This window comes from Paraburkholderia sp. BGA-UO-ETr-F12 (assembly GCF_059567945.1).
Window position 1 is genome coordinate 1 of the sequence record NZ_JCAQOZ010000013.1, and the last position, 15,283, is coordinate 15,283.

Here is a 15,283-nt window from a genome sequence, read left to right on the forward strand (position 1 = left end):
GGTACGCCAGCTTCAAGACCATGCGCACCGTGCTGTTCCTCATCGCCGGAAAGCTCGACTTCTCAGCACTCAATCCGCATGCGTCGTGAGCCGCATTACCCACTCCATTTTTGAAAGAGCCCCAAAAATGCATTACTTGGCGCTATTATCAACGCTTTGCACAGCAGCCTTCGCAGCGTGCGAATGTATCGATTTCTGTCTGAACAAAGTCAGCGGGTACGACGTATAAGGTTAAAGGCCGTGTGCCTGTTTGCGTTCGTCTTAATGACATTCTGCTAAGCGGTGTTGTATATGCTAACGATTTCGATGGCAGATGAAATGCGCTGTTTCAAACCATCGCTGCGGTGTCGATTTGCAGTCGCGGCGGCGCGCCTGAATTCGTTGGGCAGCCGCGGCTTTTCCGGTTTTTTGACGCTGCTGATAAATGCCGCTATTTGCGCTAGCCTTTTGTCGTCAGCGCCCGTCGCGGCGGCCGGCAACGTTTTGCGTGTGCTGGCATGGCCGGGTTATGCCGACGCCGACGTCGTCAAGACTTTCGAAACACGCTACAACGCGAAGGTTGAAGTCACGTGGGTGGATTCCGACGAGGCGCTGTGGGCGCAGATGCATGCCCAGGATACGCCGCCGTTCGACGTGCTCGCGGCCAACACCGCCGAAATCGAGCGCTATACCCGCGCGAATCTGCTGGCGCCGCTCGATCTGACCAGTCTGCCCAATACGAAGAAACAGTTGGCGCGGTTTCAGGCGCGCTCATCGATTGAAGGGCTGACCTCAGCGGGCCAGGTGTACGCGATTCCATTCACGTATTCGTCGATGGGGCTGATCTATGACCGTAAGCAGTTCGCCGTTGCGCCGCGCTCGATGCGGGAATTGTGGAACCCGCGTTACCGCGGCAAGGTGCTGGACTTCAATAGCGCGCAGCATAATTTCTCGTTCACCGCGCTGGCGCTCGGATATCCCCATCCGTTCCAGCTCGATGCCACGCAGATGCGCGTGATTGCCCGCAAGCTCGTCGATCTGCGCCGCAACCTGCTGACCTATTACACGGTGCCGGAAGAAGCGACCGCGTACTTCGTCCAGCATAAAGTTGCCTTGATGTTCGGTAACTATGGCACCCAGCAGGTTGAATCGTTGCGCCGCGCCGGTGCCGACGTGGGCTACGTGATCCCCGACGAAGGGGCGCTCGCCTGGCTCGACTGCTGGGCGATGACGCGTTCGGCCAGGGATCGCGAGCTCGCGCTTGCCTGGATCAACTATATGATCGAACCGGACGTCAGTGCATTGCTCACGCAACGTCAGGGGCTCGCCAACACGTTGACGGCGCCAGCGGAAGGCAACGACCAGGCGCACATCGTCTGGATCGGTCCCGTGGAAGATATTCAGCGGCGCGAAGAACTATGGACCCGAATCGTGTCCGGTGACAGGTCGGAGCGCTTTTGATGATACGTCCCGGCTTGACGTTCAAGTTATCGATTCTGCTCGCGTGCATTGGCGTGCTCGCATCCGGCGCAACCGGTTATTACACGTATCGTGCCAATCGTACGATGCTGGTGAACGAAGCCGAACAGAGCCTGCTGACATCCACCGAGCTGCTGGGCCAGCGCTTTTCCATGGCGATCGACGACGTCGGCGCGGACGCGCTGGTCCTCGCGAGCCTGCCGTTTTCCGCGGAAGTCGTGCGCACGGACAACGGCATGGGTGCGAATGCGCCGCGCGAGCAGTTGGCGAAGGTGTATGCCAGCTTCATGGTTCACCATCCCGAGTATCTGCAAATCCGGTTGATTACCCGCAAGCACTATGGACTCGAACTGATCCGCTTCGACCGCGATGGGGACGGCCTCGTGCGGGTCGAGGGCGACAGCTTGCAGGAGAAAGGCCAGTTCGCGTACGTGTTCGATACGCTGGCGTTCTCGCCTGGGCGCATTTACACCTCGCCGATCCTGGTGAATCACGAGTACGGTACGCATGCCGCCGAGGGCAAGCCCACACTGCGGCTCGGCACGCCGGTGGCGGACGCGAGTGGGGCGGTGGTGGGCGTGGTCATTATCGATATCGATCTGGCCCGCCTGCTCAACCGTTTGCAGAGCGATTTGCCGAGTGATTACCAGGTCTATCTTGCCAACGAATGGGGCGACTTCCTGGTTCATCCGGATGTATCGAAAACGTTCGGTTTCGATCGGGGGCGCCGCGTGCTGATGCAGGATAGCTTCTCCGCCACCAAGCCGCTCTTCGATCAGACAGAAAGCGAAGTTCTGCTGAACGGTCTGGTGCGGCCGCGGCAGGCGACCGGTCAGGTGCTGGCTTTCGTGCGCAGGCCGTTCGGCGACTCCGAGGGCAACCGCTTTATCGTGATCGGTCTCGGCAAGCCGCTTGATAACGTACTGTCCGGCGCGACCCAACTGGGTAATAGAATCATTCGCATGGTGTTGATCTTCAGCGTGTTGGCGCTGTTCCTGGCAATTCTGTTTGCGCGTGCCCTGACCAAGCCTCTGCACATTCTCGCGCACGCCGCAACGCATCTGTTCGCCGAGCACGCAATGGAAACACTGCCGCTCAAACGGACCGACGAGATCGGCATACTGGCGCGCTGCTTCGACCGTCTACGCCGGGAAATCAAGTCGCAAATGGACGCGTTGCATGCCAAGCAACGCGAGCTCGTGCATCTCGCCACGCACGATGGTTTGACAGGCCTGCCGAACCGCATGTTGTTCATGCAGAAACTCGAGACCGCTATCGAAGAGGCCACGCGGCGTGAGGAAGGGATCGCAGTCTTGTTTGTCGACCTCGACCGCTTCAAGCAGATCAACGACCAGTTCGGCCATTCGATTGGGGACAAGGTATTGGCTGCGGTGGCTCGCCGGCTGAAGCAGGTGCTGTGCTCGGCGGATGTGGCCGCGCGTCTGGGCGGTGACGAGTTCATCGTGTTGGTCGAGGGGCCGCGTTCCGCCGAGGCCGCACCGGGGATCGCCTCGCGGATCATGGACGCGTTGAATGAGGAATTGGTGATCGACGGACAAAGGATGACGGTGGGCGCGAGCATCGGCATTAGTCAGTTTCCGGACGACAGCGCCACGGTCGAGGAGTTGCTGCTCAACGCCGACGCGGCGATGTATGCGGCCAAATCCGGTGGACGGTGCGGGTATCTGCGCTATCAGGACGTGCTCGATGCACGCAAGCTGGAACAGGCGCGCGAAGGGGCAACGGAAGGCCGTGAGGCGGAGCCGACGGCCTGAAGCGCCGCTTGGTTGCCGGTAATGCGGAGCGCCGACGAGCCGCGAGGGTCATTGCGAGGCGAACCCGCGCCGCATCGAAAGAGGCCGCGCCCGCCGATGCCGGCCCAGGACCATAGGGCGCCACCGATGCCGGTTGTGCGGCTCGCCGTGTCCGACGCTTCACATGCTTATCTCGACGCCGTGCAACGGCAGATCGAGCAGGCGCTGCTCTAGTAATTTTGCCGGCGCTGCGCCGCCCCCAATTTTTGTCGCGGCGTAGATGGTCAAGTACGGCAATACCTGGCGCGCCATCGGCCCGTATCACTGGGAAACGCCGAAGCAGCGCGATGCGTACGCCCGTAGCATCCAGCGAGTGCTGGTCGACTGGGGGCAACTGCCGTCCGCCCGTCAGCCGCTCATAGCGAGCCGCTGATTGTTGGCCGTTAGCTAGTCGTTAGCTAGCCGTTAGTCACGAAACCGCAGCGTCGAGTGGTTATCATGAGGCCTCGGACGGCCTCGATTTCACACGCGAAGCAGCGCTCGCCTTGCTTCGCGCGCGGAAGACCGGGCCTTGCCGCACTTGCCGGGGCCCTCGTTGATCAGATCTCATACGCGTAAAGCAGCAGTGCTGGTGGCGCTGGCCGGTATCGGCCTCGCCGTCGGCGCGCCATTCGCTCTCAATTCGCATGCGGCCTTCGCGGGGCTGGGCGGCGTTCCTCTCTATGTGTTTCTCGCGCTTGCCGCGAGCGCTGCGCTAAGCGGCCTCGCCAAGGCCGGCAAACTGCAACTGATACAAACCGCGCTCGGATTGCGCGTGAGTTTCCTGCGCACGGTCGGCATCACCTTGCTGGCCGATTTCGCGTTTCTGGTTTCGCCGTTGGGCGCGGCAGGCTATGGCGTCAATATCGGCTTGCTGCAGCGCGCCGGGGCGTCGTGGTCGCTGGCGACGACGGTGGTCAGCGCGGATCAGGCGCTCGATCTCGCGTTCTTCGCAACCGCGGTGCCGGTCTCCTTGCTGTTCGCGTTCGGACCACTGATGCAATTGATGCCGCATGCGAGCGCGCCGCTCGTGCTGGGGGTTCTCGCAGGCGGTGCGTGTCTCGCGGGCGTCTGCTGGCTGTACCGTCAGCGCGTGGCGACAACGTTGGATGCCACGGGCCGGCGGGTCCGGTGGCTGCACGAGCGCCGGGCGAGGGTGTCGCGCTTTTGCCGCAGCGTTGGCCGGCAATGGCGAGAGCTGGTGGGCGGCCCCAAGTGGCGGCTTGCCGCGCTACTGGTGTTGACTACCCAGCAGTGGCTGCTTCGCTATGGTGCGCTGTGGTTTATTTTGCGCGAGCTTGGCTACCGTCTGCCCTTGGGCTTTGTTCTGGCCGTGCAGGCGGTTGCGCTGCATGCCGCGCTGTGGACCGGCGTGCCCGCAGGCGGCGGCACCGGCGATATTGCGCTTGCCGCCGCGTTCGCCAACTGGGTGCCGCGAGCGAGCATCGCCACGGCACTGGTACTGTGGCGCTTCGCGACGCTCTACTGTCCGTTGATGCTCGGCGCGGCGAGTTTCGCTGCGCTCGCGACGAGAGGGCGCAGCGCATTGCCGGCGGCAACGGAATGAGACGTCGCGATCCGGCGCTGGGAAGGTGAGCGTTTCAGTGCGGACTAGTCGGGCACTTTTTTCATCCGTGCCGCAAAACTCGCCCGTGGATGATCATCGATACGCAGGCAGAGTAACTGGAAGGTCTGCGAAATCAGCGCGAGCGGATACACAGCCTTGAAGAGGTCCGCGATCATGCGCCACTCCGCGCGGAGGCCTTTCCAATAGCCGAGCTTCTCGGTTTTACGGGCCTGTGTGACCCGCGGCCAATGCGTGACCGCGATCGGCAGGCGGCGTTCGATGATGCGGCGGTTCATGAACACTTCGACCCCGAAACGTGGCATGCCGTGAACCTCCCGCAGGACTTCGCTCAGCAGCGTTTTTCTGACGACCCGCTCGCCGGAAACAAAATCGAGGCCGATCGCGCGAAATGCCAGCAGGCTGTTCTGGCGCAGGCTCAGACTGACTTGCGCCTTGCCTTGTAAAACGGGAAGGGCGAGCGCGCTGATGCACTCGGCCGTTAGGCCTTTCAGATCGGCGTCGAGCAGCATGAGCCACTCGCCTGTCGCCGCGGCGATTCCGCTTGCCATCGCAGCGCTTTTACCGCGGTTTTCCCCGCCTCGAATCAGCCTCACGGACGGAAAGCGTTCGACTATTTCAGCGGTGCCGTCGGTCGAACCGTCGTCCACCACGATGATCTCGCCGAGCAACGGGTGAGCCCAGGCTATGGCGAGCACCGCGCCGATGCGGGGCGCTTCGTTGTAGGCGCAGATGACGCAAGACATGCGCGGAGAATGCCTGTTTGGAGCGAGATCTGTCATGGAAGCGGGTTAGGTGAATCCATAGTGGACGGGCAATGGTGCGCTGCAGCACAATACAGAATTTTCAGCTATAGTCGGGATACGGCTTATGCCCAGAGAGGTCCAGAATGTACGACGCCGAAATCGCCGCCACCCTCCTGAATCGTTGGGCCACACGTTCATCCACAACTGACTTCGATACCTACCTCGAGCTGTTGCGTGAGGGCAATCTCAGTTTCACCTACCAATCCGGTCACGTGCGCGAAGCCGGTGTTGAAGAGGGTAGCGCCTTCCATATCGAATCCCTCGTTTTCGACGACGGCTCACGCACCCTGCGCGTCGAAGCCCCTGACCGCACGCCCCGCTGGACGCGCTGGGCAGCGGTCGAACCGCTGCTGCCCGTATCCAGCGAGGCCTGAACCCGCTCGTCAAACGATCCGTGCTCCGGCGCGATAGGTTGCGCGCGGCACCGGCAGGGCGTCGAGCATCGTGACCCGCACGAAGTCCGCACGTAAACCCGCTTCGATCGCCCCGCGGTCATGCAAGCCCGCTGTGCGGGCCGGTTCGGCAGAGACCGTCGCCATGGCGCGCGGCAGTGTCCAGCCGGCCTTGCTGACGAGTTCGAACACCGCCGTCATCAGACTGGAAGGCACGTAATCCGAGGACAGAATATCAAGCAGGTCGGCCTTCGCCAGTTCGAGCGCTGACACGTTGCCGGAATGCGAGCCGCCACGCACGATATTCGGCGCCCCCATGATGGTCGAAATGCCGTGCTCGCGTGCTGTCTCGGCTGCGATACGGGTGGTCGGAAATTCGGCCAGCACGATACCTTCGGCTTTGGCCTGCTCAACGTGTTCGATCAGCGTGTCGTCATGGCTGGCCACCGGAATGCCGAGCCGGTTGCAGCGCGCGACGATCTCGCGCCGGTGCGTATCGGCATAACGTTCCTGTTCGATGGTCAGTTCGGCCAGCGCGGTCGCCACGTGTTCGTCGGTCAGCTTGCCATTACGTTCCTGAAAGCGGCGCCATTGCTCGCGGTCATGCCATTGACGCTGGCCCGGCGTGTGATCCATCACCGAGGCGAGCCGCAGCAACGGATGCCCGCACAGCGAGTCGAACACCTCGACCACGTCGGCGGTGGCGATCTCGCAGCGCAGATGCAGAAAGTGCTCGGCGCGCAGCAGCTTGCGCTCCGAGAAGCGCGTGAGGGACTCGGCGCATTGGGTTTGCAGATCGCGGCCGCGCAGCCCGACGTTGGAGCGCGAACCGATCGCGAGGGCGTCGAACACCGTGGTGATGCCGGCTGCCGCCACTTGCGCGTCGTGGATCACGAAGGCGGCGTCGGTATTCCATTGCACGCCCGGGCGCGGCGCCAGATGCTTTTCCAGATTGTCCGTATGCAGTTCGATCAGGCCCGGCAACAGATAATCGCCGTCCCAATCTTCCGCTTCGCGCGCCGAGGTCGTGCCACGCTCGACGTCGCGAATCACGCCGTCTTCGATGCGTATCACACCGGTAAATACTTCGTCTCGCGTCACGATGCGCGCGTTCCTGATCAACATCGACTTGCTCCGTAGTCAGTCTTGAGTATTGCACCGCAGTGCTTCGACTCAGTGTTCAGCTCAGTGGTTCAGCTTGTTTGGTTCAGCCTGGCGGCTAAGTGTAGTGCCGCTTCGTGTCAATTAGTGCCGTAGCGGCGGCTGGAGCTCGAGACGGCGCGTAGCGACCTTGTTGCGGGTATCTTCGTCATGAAAGATGCCGACAATCGCCGCGCCGCGCTCGCGTGCCTCGACGATCAGATCGGCGACCACGTCGCGGTTCTCCGCGTCGAGCGAGGCCGTGGGCTCGTCGAGCAGCAACACCGGATGGCCGGCGATCAGGCCTCGGGCAATGTTCACGCGCTGCTGTTCGCCGCCGGAGAAGGTCGCGGGTGCGAGCGTCCATAAACGCCTGGGTACGTTCAACCTCGCCAGCAGGGTCGCGGCGCGCTCGTCGGCTTCAGCTTGCGCCACCCCGCGCGACAGCAGCGGTTCAGCGACCAGCGTGAGCGTCGGCACGCGCGGAATCACGCGCAGAAACTGACTGACGTAACCCACTACGCCGCGGCGCAGCCGCAGCACGTCGTGCGGCTCGGCGCCGGTAATCGAGACCGGCTGCCCGTGATCCGCCGCTGCGTCGCGAATCGCAATGGAGCCCGTACTGGCCAGATAATTGCCGTACAGGCAGCGCAGCAGCGTACTCTTGCCCGCGCCTGAGGGCCCGACCAGCACGACACACTCGCCGCGCTCGACCTCGAGCGACACCCCTGCGAGCGCTTCGATCTGCACGCCGCCCTGGCCATGCAGCGTGAACGTCTTGCCGATACCGACCGCGCGCAGCATCAGCGCGTTGTTCTCGCTGAACGCGCGTTCGGGGGCTTGCGATTGCTTGCTTGTTTCAATGGATTGCATTGTGAGCCTCAAACCGGCAGGACCGAGGAAACCAGCGTTTGCGTGTACGGATGCTGCGGATCGTCGAGCACCTGGTCCGTTAGACCCGCCTCGACCACCTCACCGCCTTGCATCACCATCAGGCGATGCGCAAGCAGGCGCGCCACGCCGATATCGTGCGTCACGATCAGCACCGACAGATGCAGCGTGGAGGTCAGCGTACGCAGCAGATCGAGCAGGCGCGCCTGGACCGAAACGTCGAGGCCGGCGGTCGGCTCGTCCATGAAGACGAGACGCGGACCGGTGACGAGATTGCGCGCGATCTGCAAGCGCTGCTGCATGCCGCCGGAAAACGCCGCCGGCAATTCGTCGATACGGGTGGCGTCGAGTTCGACGCGCTCCATCCAGCGCGTCGCCGTGTGACGGATATCGCCATAGTGGCGCGCACCGACGGCCATCAACGGCTCGCCGATATTCGCGCCGGCGGAGACGCCGCTGCGCAGGCCGTCGCGCGGATTCTGCTGCACGAAGCCCCACTCGGTGCGCATCAGCAGACGCCGGCGCGGTTCGGACAAGCCGCGCAGATCGAGCTTCTCGCCATGCGTGGCCGTGTAGTGAAGCGAGCCGCTATCGGCTTCGGTTTTCAGCGCGAGCGTATTGAGCAGGGTGGTCTTGCCCGAGCCGGATTCGCCGACGATGCATAACACTTCGCCCGGATACAGATCGAAGCTGACGTTCCTGCAGCCGTTACGGCCGCCAAATTGTTTGGTGAGCGAGCGGGCGCTCAACAGCGGCGTCATGCGGTTTCTCCTTTGCGCGCTTCGTACGAGGGCAACTCGAGGTCCTGATCGCCGCGGCGTTCATGGCAGTAGTCGCTATCCGAGCAAACGAACATGCGCTTGCCGGCGTCGTCGACGATCATTTCGTCGAGGAAGCTCTCCGTCGATCCGCACAGCGCGCACGCATGCTGCCACTTCTGCACTTCGAACGGATGATCGTCGAAGTCGAGACTGCGCACGGCGGTGTACGGCGGGATGGCGTAGATGCGCCGCTCGCGGCCGGCGCCGAACAATTGCAGCGCGGGGTTCATATGCATCTTCGGGTTGTCGAATTTCGGAATCGGCGAGGGTGAGCTCAGATAGCGGTGGTTGACCATCACCGGGTAGTCATACGTGGTGGCAATGCTGCCGTGATGCACGATATCCTCGTACAGCTTCACGCTGATCAAGCCGTAATCGGCCAACGCATGCAGCTTCTTGCATTCGGCGACGCGCGGCTCCAGCCGATATAACGGTTCGGGCATCGGCACCTGATAGACCAGAATCTGCCGGTCGGTGAGCGGTGCTTCGGGAATCCGGTGACGGGTCTGGACGATCGTCGCTTCGGTTGTGCGGCGCGTGGTCGCCACGCCCGTGGTGCGTGCGAAGAAGCGGCGGATGTTCACGGCGTTGGTGGTTTCGTCGGAGCCCTGATCGATAACCTTCAGCGTATCGTTCTTGCCGATGATCGCCGCGGTGACCTGAATGCCGCCCGTGCCCCAGCCGTACGGCAAGGGCATTTCCCGCGAGCCGAACGGCACCTGGTAGCCCGGCACGGCAACCGCCTTGAGCAACGCGCGGCGCAGCATGCGCTTGGTCTGCTCGTCGAGGTAGGCGAAGTTGTAGCCGTCCGCGGCGCTGTCGTACGAAGCGGTGGTGAGGGAGGTATCTGGCGCGTTCATGCGGCTTGCTCCTGCTGATCCTTGCCTTGCTCGTTATCCTGACTTTTATCCTCCGCGCCATGTTTTGCGCGCAGACGCCGGACGAGTTCGAGTTCGGACTGGAAGTCGACGTAGTGAGGCAGTTTCAGATGCTGAACGAAGCCGGATGCTTCGACGTTATCGCTGTGCGAAAGCATGAACTCGATGTCCTGCGTCGGCGAGGCGAGCGTCTCACCGAGTTCTTCGGCGCGCAACGCGCGATCCACCAATGCCATTGCCATCGCTTTGCGTTCCGAGTGTCCGAACGCAAGGCCATAACCTTGCGTGAAGGTGGGCGGCACCGCGCCGCTGCCGGCGAACTGGTTGATCATCTGGCATTCGGTGACCTCGATATCGCCGATCTCGACCGTCTCACCCAACTCGTCGAGTTCCATTTCGACAGCGATCGTGCCGAAGCGGATCTCACCGGCAAACGGATGCGAGTGCGCGTAGCCGCGTTGCGTGGCGTAGCCCATGGCGAGCAGGAAACCTTCGTCGCCGCGTGCGAGATTCTGCAGGCGCGTGGAGCGGTTTGCGGGAAAGGCGAGCGGTTCGCGCGACAGATCGCCGGGTTCGGGCGCGTCCGGCGTGGGGCGTTCCTGCTCGATCAGGCCTTCCTTGTCGAGCAGCGTGACCACGCGCGGCATGGCTTCGGCCGCGCACGGAGTGGTCTGTGGGGAAGCGCGCGTTGCATCGGTTCCGGCATCGCCTTCGGCGAGCAACGCGAAATCCAGCAGACGTTGCGTGTAATCGTAAGTCGCGCCGAGCACCTGACCGCCGGGCACGTCCTTGAAGGTTGCGGAAATACGGCGCGCCACCTGCATGGCTTCCGTGTCGATCGCTTGCGTGTAGCCGAAACGCGGCAACGTGGTGCGATACGCCCGCAGCAGAAAGATCGCCTCGACCAGGTCGCCCGCGGCCTGTTTGATCGCGAGCGCGGCGAGTTCTTCGTCGTAGACCGAGCCTTCGGTCATCACCCGCGCGACGGCAAGACGCAATTGCTCGCGAATCTGTGCGACGCTGAGTTCGGCCAGCCGCGTATCGCCGCGACGCGCCTCGTCGAGCAGACGCCACGACGCTTCGATCGCGCGTTCTCCACCCTTGACGGCAACGTACATTAGTTCACCTTCGCTTCAGTTGTGCGCGGCAGGCCGATCAGCGTGCTGCCGCAGACGAGATAACAATCGATGCCGCACGGAAAGAGCGGCGCGAGGGCGGCGCGTTCACGCCAGAAATGCGCCGGCAAACCGGCCGGTGCGATCGTTGCGGTGTGCTCGATGCCGGGGCCGCTCAGCTCGACCGGCGCGCCGCCCGTCAGCGCATCGACGCGGATCAGCAGGGTCACCGACTGCTCAGGCGATTCCGCTGCGCCGAGAGGAAAACTTTCCAGCGCCGGCATTGCGCTTGCGTCGTGAACATAGGCAAAAGCGGCTAGCCCGGGTTCGTCGACGATTGGCGCGCCGGTGTGAAACCGCAATGCCGACGCCAGCGCCGCGTCGGTTTGTGCAAGCCATACAGGCGTGGCGTAGTCGCACAGCGTCAGCAGCGCGGCGAATGCGGCGAGCGCGGCCGGCGTCTCCCGCACTTCCGGCAAACCCTTTTGGACGACGCCCACCGTGCCGGGACGCGACAGCGCGTCGAGCAGGATGCGGAATACCGCCTGGGTATCGTGAACCGGATCGGCGAAGCCGGGCGTCAGTGTGGCCAATGAAGTCGGCAATGCGTTCTGCGAGTTTTCCATCAGTCGCCTCTGACCATGGTGAAGAATTCGACGCGTGTCGCCGCGACATCTTCGCGGCGCTTTGCGCGTTCGGCGGCCTGCTGTGCGGCAAACGGCTCGATCAATTGCCGATGCAAAGCTGCGTGATGCTCGGGCATTTGCAGCAGCGCATCCGCTAACGCAGCCAGTTCAGCGCGGCGGCGGTCGCGGCCCAGGTGGCAGGCAACGCCCACCGCCGCGCCTGCCTCACCCGTGGCGCGCAAGCGCAACGTGGCGCGCGTGACGGTGGCTTCGCCGAGATTGAACGGGTCGCCGCTGCCGCCGACGCGGCCGCGCACCATCGCGAGGCCGATTTCGGGTGGCCGCAGCCAGTCATAAGCGGGGGGCGGGACGCCTTGCAGCGCGCGATTCAGTGCGGCTTCGAGATCGGCGCGGGGCGTGCGGGCCAGTACCGCCATCCATGCGCGCCGCATGGCGGAGGAAGGCGAGGCGAGAGTGGCACTCATCGAATTTCCTGTTGATCCAGCGAGTGGACATTTGAGCATCTATTCGTCTAAACGTCTAGACGTTTAAGCGTATGCTTGCACAGCCCTGTAGCGCATACGCTGCGATTCATATTTCCATCACGGCTTGCGCACTACAATGCATGGCATGACGAATATTTGAACTCAAGGGAATGACAGCACCATGACATCGAACGACAACGCGACGCCGGGCACGCTGCTCGAACGCGGCGCGGGCGTTGCCGTCTGGCGGCAGATCGAGCAGATTCTGGCGGCCGAAATCGCCGCAAGCGGCTTTGGCGAAGAAGGCCGTTTGCCGAGCGAGGGCGAACTGGCCAAACGCTTCGACGTGAACCGGCACACCGTGCGCCGCGCCATGCTCGGCCTCGCGGCATTGGGCCTCGTCAGCGTCGAGCAGGGCCGCGGCACGTTCGTGCAGCCCGGCGCGATCGACTATACGATTGGCCGGCGTACGCGGTTTACAGAAAACTTGCGGCAACAGAATCATGCGGCGGCGGGCACGATGTTGTCGGCCGCGCGCGTGAAGGCCGAGCCGAACGTCGCGAAGGCGCTGAGCCTGCGGGCTGGCGCATCGGTCTACCGGATCGAGTCGTTGCATGAATCGGATGGCGTGCCGCTCACCTTCGCGCGCAACTGGTACCCGGCCGCGCGTTTTCCGGATTTGCCGGAGGTGCTGGAGCGCACCGGCGGCGTGACGAAGTCGATGGCGGAATTCGGCGTGACCGACTATCTGCGCAAGTGGAGCCGTATCGGCAGTGTGTTGCCTGAGCCGGAAGTGGCGCGGCGTTTGAATATCAACCGGCAGCAGCCGGTGTTGTGGGTCGAGAACGTCGACGTCGATCTGGGGGGCACGCCGGTCAAATATGGCTTTACGCATTTTGCGGCGGACCGTGTGCAGTTGCTGGTGGAGCACGACCTGTGAGCGGCGCGGTGTGGGGCGCCGAGGCGCGTTTTGCCGTGTATTACGCACCTTCGCGCGAGTCGGCGTGGTGGCAGGCGGGATCGGCGTGGCTCGCGCGCGACGCGGAAAGCGGCGAACCATGCATCTCGCCGCAACCGGAAGGGTTGGCGCGTCCGCTGGCCGATCTCACCGAAGCGCCGCGTCGTTATGGCTGGCACGGTACGCTGGTTGCGCCGTTTCATCTTGCAGAAGGCGTGACCCAGCAGAATCTGCTCGACGCAGCGCGCGAATGGGCCGGCGCTCAAAGCCGATTTGCTCTGCCTGTCGAAGCCGCGACGCTTGGCGATTTCGTCGCGCTACGTCCCGCCGATCCGGACGGCGAAGCGAATATGCGCCGGCTTGCGTCGAGCGCGCTGCAAACGCTCGACGCACTGCGCGCGAGGCCGTCCGCCAGCGCGCTCGCTCGCCGTCTCGCCGCGCCGCTGAGCGAACGGCAGCGTGCATTGCTGATCGAATGGGGCTATCCGTACGTCTTCGACGAATTCCGTTTTCACATGACACTATCGAGTTCGCTCGCCGATGCGGCTGAGCGCGCGACGCTGGTTGCATGGTGGCAGGCGCGGACAGCCGTGCTCGGGCCGCTCGCAATCGATCACGCAGCGCTCTTTGTCGAACCCGCGCCCGGCGAGCCGTTCGTTTTGTGGCAGCGTGTGCCGTTCCAGACCCGTGAGGCGAGATAACCATGGCAGGTCGTTTGATCTATGTAATGGGACCGTCCGGCGCGGGCAAGGATTCGTTGCTGAATTTTGCGCGCAGCCGCCTGATGGGCGAGCCGATTCTATTTGCGCATCGCTACATCACGCGGCCTAGCGGCAACGGTGAAGCGCATGTCGCGTTGAGCGTCGAAGAGTTCGCGGCGCGCTCGGTACTCGGTCTGTTCGCGCTCGAATGGTCGAGCCATTCGCTGCGCTACGGCATCGGCATCGAAGTCGATGCATGGCTTGCGCGTGGTTGCACGGTCGTCGTCAATGGCTCGCGTCAGCATTTGCAGCATACGCTGGCGCGCTATCCGTACGCGGAAGTCGTACATGTGAACGCAGCGCCCCATATTCTCGAGGCGCGGCTCGGCGCGCGGGCGCGGGAATCGGCGGAACAGGTCGCGTCGCGACTCGCACGCCGGGCGCCGTTTTCGCTGCCGGCGGGAATCCGGTGCACGACGATCGATAACTCCGGGGCGCTGGAAGACGCGGGGCACGCGCTGATTGCTTTTTTGCAGGCGCAAACAGAGGTTGGCGATATTCGCGATGTGACCAACGTTCTCAACGCCCGATAAGCGGAGGCTACCCGGCGGCAGCCATCCGCTCCCGGGTTGCGTCCTGCAGGCACGACACGAACTGCCGCACCGCCGGTGTGGGCAGCAGATCACGCCGCGAGATGATGCTGAGATCGTAGTTCGGCAGCGCTTCTTCGATCTGCGCGACGCGGATACCGAGCGGCGCGACCATTTGCGCGAGCGGCCGCGTAAAGCAGCCGATCACATCCGTTTGCGATACCAGCCCGAGCGTCACCGCGAATGACGACGGCGCCCGCACCAGTCGCTTCGGCACGGGCAAGCCGTGTGCGTTGAACATCGTCATCATCACGCTATGCGGAAAGTGATCCGCGCCCACCGTCACGATCCACTCCGCGTCGAGCAGTTCATGGAGGCGCGTGACGTTCGCGAGCGGATGCCCGGCGCGCATCGCGATCACGAATTGGGTCGAGTAGAGCGGCGCCTGTACCAGATCGCTGTCGAGCGCCTGCACGTGATGAATCGCCGCGATATCGAGCGAGCCGTTACGCAATTGCGCGACGGCATCCGGGATCGTGACCTCTTCCAGATGCAGACTGACCAGCGGCATGGCGCGGCGAAACTTCGACACCGCATGCGGCAACGCGGTCAGCGCGATCGACGGCATCGTGCCCACGCTCACCTTGCCGGCCAGTTCCCCCTTCACCTGCTCGACCGCTTCGACGGCGCGGCGCATATCGCCCAGCAACTGTTCGGCACGCGGCAACAGCGCAAGCCCGCAGGCGGTCAACTCGATGCCGCGCACACTGCGCATCATCAACTCGGCATTCAGCGCGCTCTCCAGTTCGCGGATCGTATGCGTGACGGCCGGCTGCGTCACGCCGAGTTCGCGCGCGGCGGCGCGCAGGCTGCGATGATGGGCGGCGGCGACGAACGCTTGCAGTTGTTGCAGTTTCATGCGGGTAATCCCGTATATAAAGCTTGTTAATCAGGGTGAAAAAAACAGCATCTTATTCGAACAAAACGGCATGGCTATAGTGCTTGCCTGCTTGCCGCGTGATGCGGCTTGAATTCCCATGGAGC

16 protein-coding genes and 1 pseudogene are annotated in these 15,283 nt (G+C 63.4%); 8 read left to right on the forward strand and 9 right to left on the reverse strand.

The genetic code is table 11. The features are described from left to right. The first annotated feature begins 291 nt into the window (after nucleotides 1–291). The 4 genes and pseudogenes from AC57B6_RS05615 to AC57B6_RS05630 all read left to right on the forward strand — a co-directional run bounded on the left by AC57B6_RS05615 (nucleotide 292) and on the right by AC57B6_RS05630 (nucleotide 4,818). Complete coding sequence (locus tag AC57B6_RS05615; RefSeq protein ID WP_025495962.1) at nucleotides 292–1,440, forward strand: ABC transporter substrate-binding protein; 1,149 nt, start codon at nucleotides 292–294, stop codon at nucleotides 1,438–1,440. Then, a complete protein-coding gene (locus AC57B6_RS05620; RefSeq protein ID WP_030100182.1) occupies nucleotides 1,440–3,233 on the forward strand; it encodes a diguanylate cyclase domain-containing protein in 1,794 nt (597 codons plus the stop codon). The genes AC57B6_RS05615 and AC57B6_RS05620 overlap by 1 nt, the downstream gene beginning before the upstream one ends. 259 nt (nucleotides 3,234–3,492) lie before the next feature. Further along, nucleotides 3,493–3,645 (forward strand): annotated as a pseudogene (locus AC57B6_RS05625) (hypothetical protein); the annotation flags it as partial. 162 nt (nucleotides 3,646–3,807) lie between these two features. Next, a complete protein-coding gene (locus AC57B6_RS05630; RefSeq protein WP_496420807.1) occupies nucleotides 3,808–4,818 on the forward strand; it encodes a lysylphosphatidylglycerol synthase transmembrane domain-containing protein in 1,011 nt (336 codons plus the stop codon). 44 nt (nucleotides 4,819–4,862) lie between these two features. On the opposite strand, the gene AC57B6_RS05635 is transcribed toward AC57B6_RS05630, so the two are convergent. Further along, complete coding sequence (locus AC57B6_RS05635; RefSeq protein WP_306173233.1) at nucleotides 4,863–5,618, reverse strand: glycosyltransferase family 2 protein; 756 nt, start codon at nucleotides 5,616–5,618, stop codon at nucleotides 4,863–4,865. A 107-nt stretch (nucleotides 5,619–5,725) separates the two neighbouring features. Here AC57B6_RS05635 and AC57B6_RS05640 point away from each other — a divergent pair, with 107 nt between their 5' ends. Further along, nucleotides 5,726–6,016 (forward strand): hypothetical protein, encoded by a 291-nt coding sequence (locus tag AC57B6_RS05640; RefSeq protein WP_035519556.1) that lies wholly within the window; start codon nucleotides 5,726–5,728, stop codon nucleotides 6,014–6,016. A 9-nt stretch (nucleotides 6,017–6,025) separates the two neighbouring features. Here AC57B6_RS05640 and AC57B6_RS05645 read toward each other — a convergent pair whose 3' ends face one another. The 7 genes from AC57B6_RS05645 to phnG all read right to left on the reverse strand — a co-directional run bounded on the left by AC57B6_RS05645 (nucleotide 6,026) and on the right by phnG (nucleotide 11,990). After that, on the reverse strand, nucleotides 6,026–7,159 hold the full coding sequence (locus AC57B6_RS05645; RefSeq protein ID WP_028198274.1) for an alpha-D-ribose 1-methylphosphonate 5-triphosphate diphosphatase: 1,134 nt from the start codon (nucleotides 7,157–7,159) through the stop codon (nucleotides 6,026–6,028). A 120-nt stretch (nucleotides 7,160–7,279) separates the two neighbouring features. Further along, nucleotides 7,280–8,047 carry a phosphonate C-P lyase system protein PhnL gene (phnL, locus tag AC57B6_RS05650; protein ID WP_496420808.1) on the reverse strand — a complete coding sequence of 256 codons (768 nt, stop codon included), beginning with the start codon at nucleotides 8,045–8,047 and terminating at the stop codon, nucleotides 7,280–7,282. Nucleotides 8,048–8,055: 8 nt separating this feature from the next. Further along, entirely contained in the window at nucleotides 8,056–8,826 is a 771-nt protein-coding gene (gene phnK, locus AC57B6_RS05655; RefSeq protein WP_025496558.1) for a phosphonate C-P lyase system protein PhnK, read from the reverse strand. After that, entirely contained in the window at nucleotides 8,823–9,746 is a 924-nt protein-coding gene (locus tag AC57B6_RS05660; protein WP_025496559.1) for an alpha-D-ribose 1-methylphosphonate 5-phosphate C-P-lyase PhnJ, read from the reverse strand. Before AC57B6_RS05660 ends, phnK begins: the two co-directional genes overlap by 4 nt. Beyond that, complete coding sequence (locus tag AC57B6_RS05665) at nucleotides 9,743–10,882, reverse strand: carbon-phosphorus lyase complex subunit (RefSeq protein WP_496420809.1); 1,140 nt, start codon at nucleotides 10,880–10,882, stop codon at nucleotides 9,743–9,745. Before AC57B6_RS05665 ends, AC57B6_RS05660 begins: the two co-directional genes overlap by 4 nt. Next, nucleotides 10,882–11,505: a phosphonate C-P lyase system protein PhnH gene (gene phnH / locus AC57B6_RS05670; RefSeq protein WP_496420810.1), complete on the reverse strand. Its 624-nt coding sequence runs from the start codon at nucleotides 11,503–11,505 to the stop codon at nucleotides 10,882–10,884. Before phnH ends, AC57B6_RS05665 begins: the two co-directional genes overlap by 1 nt. After that, on the reverse strand, nucleotides 11,505–11,990 hold the full coding sequence (gene phnG, locus AC57B6_RS05675; RefSeq protein WP_025496562.1) for a phosphonate C-P lyase system protein PhnG: 486 nt from the start codon (nucleotides 11,988–11,990) through the stop codon (nucleotides 11,505–11,507). Before phnG ends, phnH begins: the two co-directional genes overlap by 1 nt. Before the next feature lie 181 nt (nucleotides 11,991–12,171). Between phnG and phnF the strand changes: the two genes are divergently transcribed. Genes phnF through phnN form a run of 3 tightly spaced genes read left to right on the forward strand, consistent with a single transcriptional unit; the run spans nucleotide 12,172 to nucleotide 14,242 of the window. Next, on the forward strand, nucleotides 12,172–12,930 hold the full coding sequence (gene phnF / locus AC57B6_RS05680) for a phosphonate metabolism transcriptional regulator PhnF (RefSeq protein WP_496420811.1): 759 nt from the start codon (nucleotides 12,172–12,174) through the stop codon (nucleotides 12,928–12,930). After that, a complete protein-coding gene (locus AC57B6_RS05685; protein WP_496420812.1) occupies nucleotides 12,927–13,649 on the forward strand; it encodes a DUF1045 domain-containing protein in 723 nt (240 codons plus the stop codon). The genes phnF and AC57B6_RS05685 overlap by 4 nt, the downstream gene beginning before the upstream one ends. Nucleotides 13,650–13,651: 2 nt before the next feature. Continuing rightward, on the forward strand, nucleotides 13,652–14,242 hold the full coding sequence (phnN, locus tag AC57B6_RS05690; protein ID WP_454807212.1) for a phosphonate metabolism protein/1,5-bisphosphokinase (PRPP-forming) PhnN: 591 nt from the start codon (nucleotides 13,652–13,654) through the stop codon (nucleotides 14,240–14,242). Nucleotides 14,243–14,249: 7 nt separating this feature from the next. Here phnN and AC57B6_RS05695 read toward each other — a convergent pair whose 3' ends face one another. Continuing rightward, complete coding sequence (locus AC57B6_RS05695) at nucleotides 14,250–15,158, reverse strand: LysR family transcriptional regulator (protein ID WP_030100191.1); 909 nt, start codon at nucleotides 15,156–15,158, stop codon at nucleotides 14,250–14,252. Nucleotides 15,159–15,283: the final 125 nt, after the last annotated feature.

Excerpts from the sequence above, each read along its gene's own strand:
- AC57B6_RS05695 (WP_030100191.1), bottom strand. The coding sequence starts at position 15,158 with ATGAAACTGCAACAACTGCAAGCGTTCGTCGCCGCCGCCCATCATCGC.
- AC57B6_RS05635 (WP_306173233.1), bottom strand. The coding sequence starts at position 5,618 with ATGACAGATCTCGCTCCAAACAGGCATTCTCCGCGCATGTCTTGCGTC.
- phnK (WP_025496558.1), bottom strand. The coding sequence starts at position 8,826 with ATGACGCCGCTGTTGAGCGCCCGCTCGCTCACCAAACAATTTGGCGGC.
- phnL (WP_496420808.1), bottom strand. The coding sequence starts at position 8,047 with ATGCAATCCATTGAAACAAGCAAGCAATCGCAAGCCCCCGAACGCGCG.
- phnF (WP_496420811.1), top strand. The coding sequence starts at position 12,172 with ATGACATCGAACGACAACGCGACGCCGGGCACGCTGCTCGAACGCGGC.
- AC57B6_RS05645 (WP_028198274.1), bottom strand. The coding sequence starts at position 7,159 with ATGTTGATCAGGAACGCGCGCATCGTGACGCGAGACGAAGTATTTACC.
- AC57B6_RS05615 (WP_025495962.1), top strand. The coding sequence starts at position 292 with ATGCTAACGATTTCGATGGCAGATGAAATGCGCTGTTTCAAACCATCG.
- phnH (WP_496420810.1), bottom strand. The coding sequence starts at position 11,505 with ATGGAAAACTCGCAGAACGCATTGCCGACTTCATTGGCCACACTGACG.
- AC57B6_RS05640 (WP_035519556.1), top strand. The coding sequence starts at position 5,726 with ATGTACGACGCCGAAATCGCCGCCACCCTCCTGAATCGTTGGGCCACA.
- phnG (WP_025496562.1), bottom strand. The coding sequence starts at position 11,990 with ATGAGTGCCACTCTCGCCTCGCCTTCCTCCGCCATGCGGCGCGCATGG.
- phnN (WP_454807212.1), top strand. The coding sequence starts at position 13,652 with ATGGCAGGTCGTTTGATCTATGTAATGGGACCGTCCGGCGCGGGCAAG.
- AC57B6_RS05660 (WP_025496559.1), bottom strand. The coding sequence starts at position 9,746 with ATGAACGCGCCAGATACCTCCCTCACCACCGCTTCGTACGACAGCGCC.
- AC57B6_RS05620 (WP_030100182.1), top strand. The coding sequence starts at position 1,440 with ATGATACGTCCCGGCTTGACGTTCAAGTTATCGATTCTGCTCGCGTGC.
- AC57B6_RS05665 (WP_496420809.1), bottom strand. The coding sequence starts at position 10,882 with ATGTACGTTGCCGTCAAGGGTGGAGAACGCGCGATCGAAGCGTCGTGG.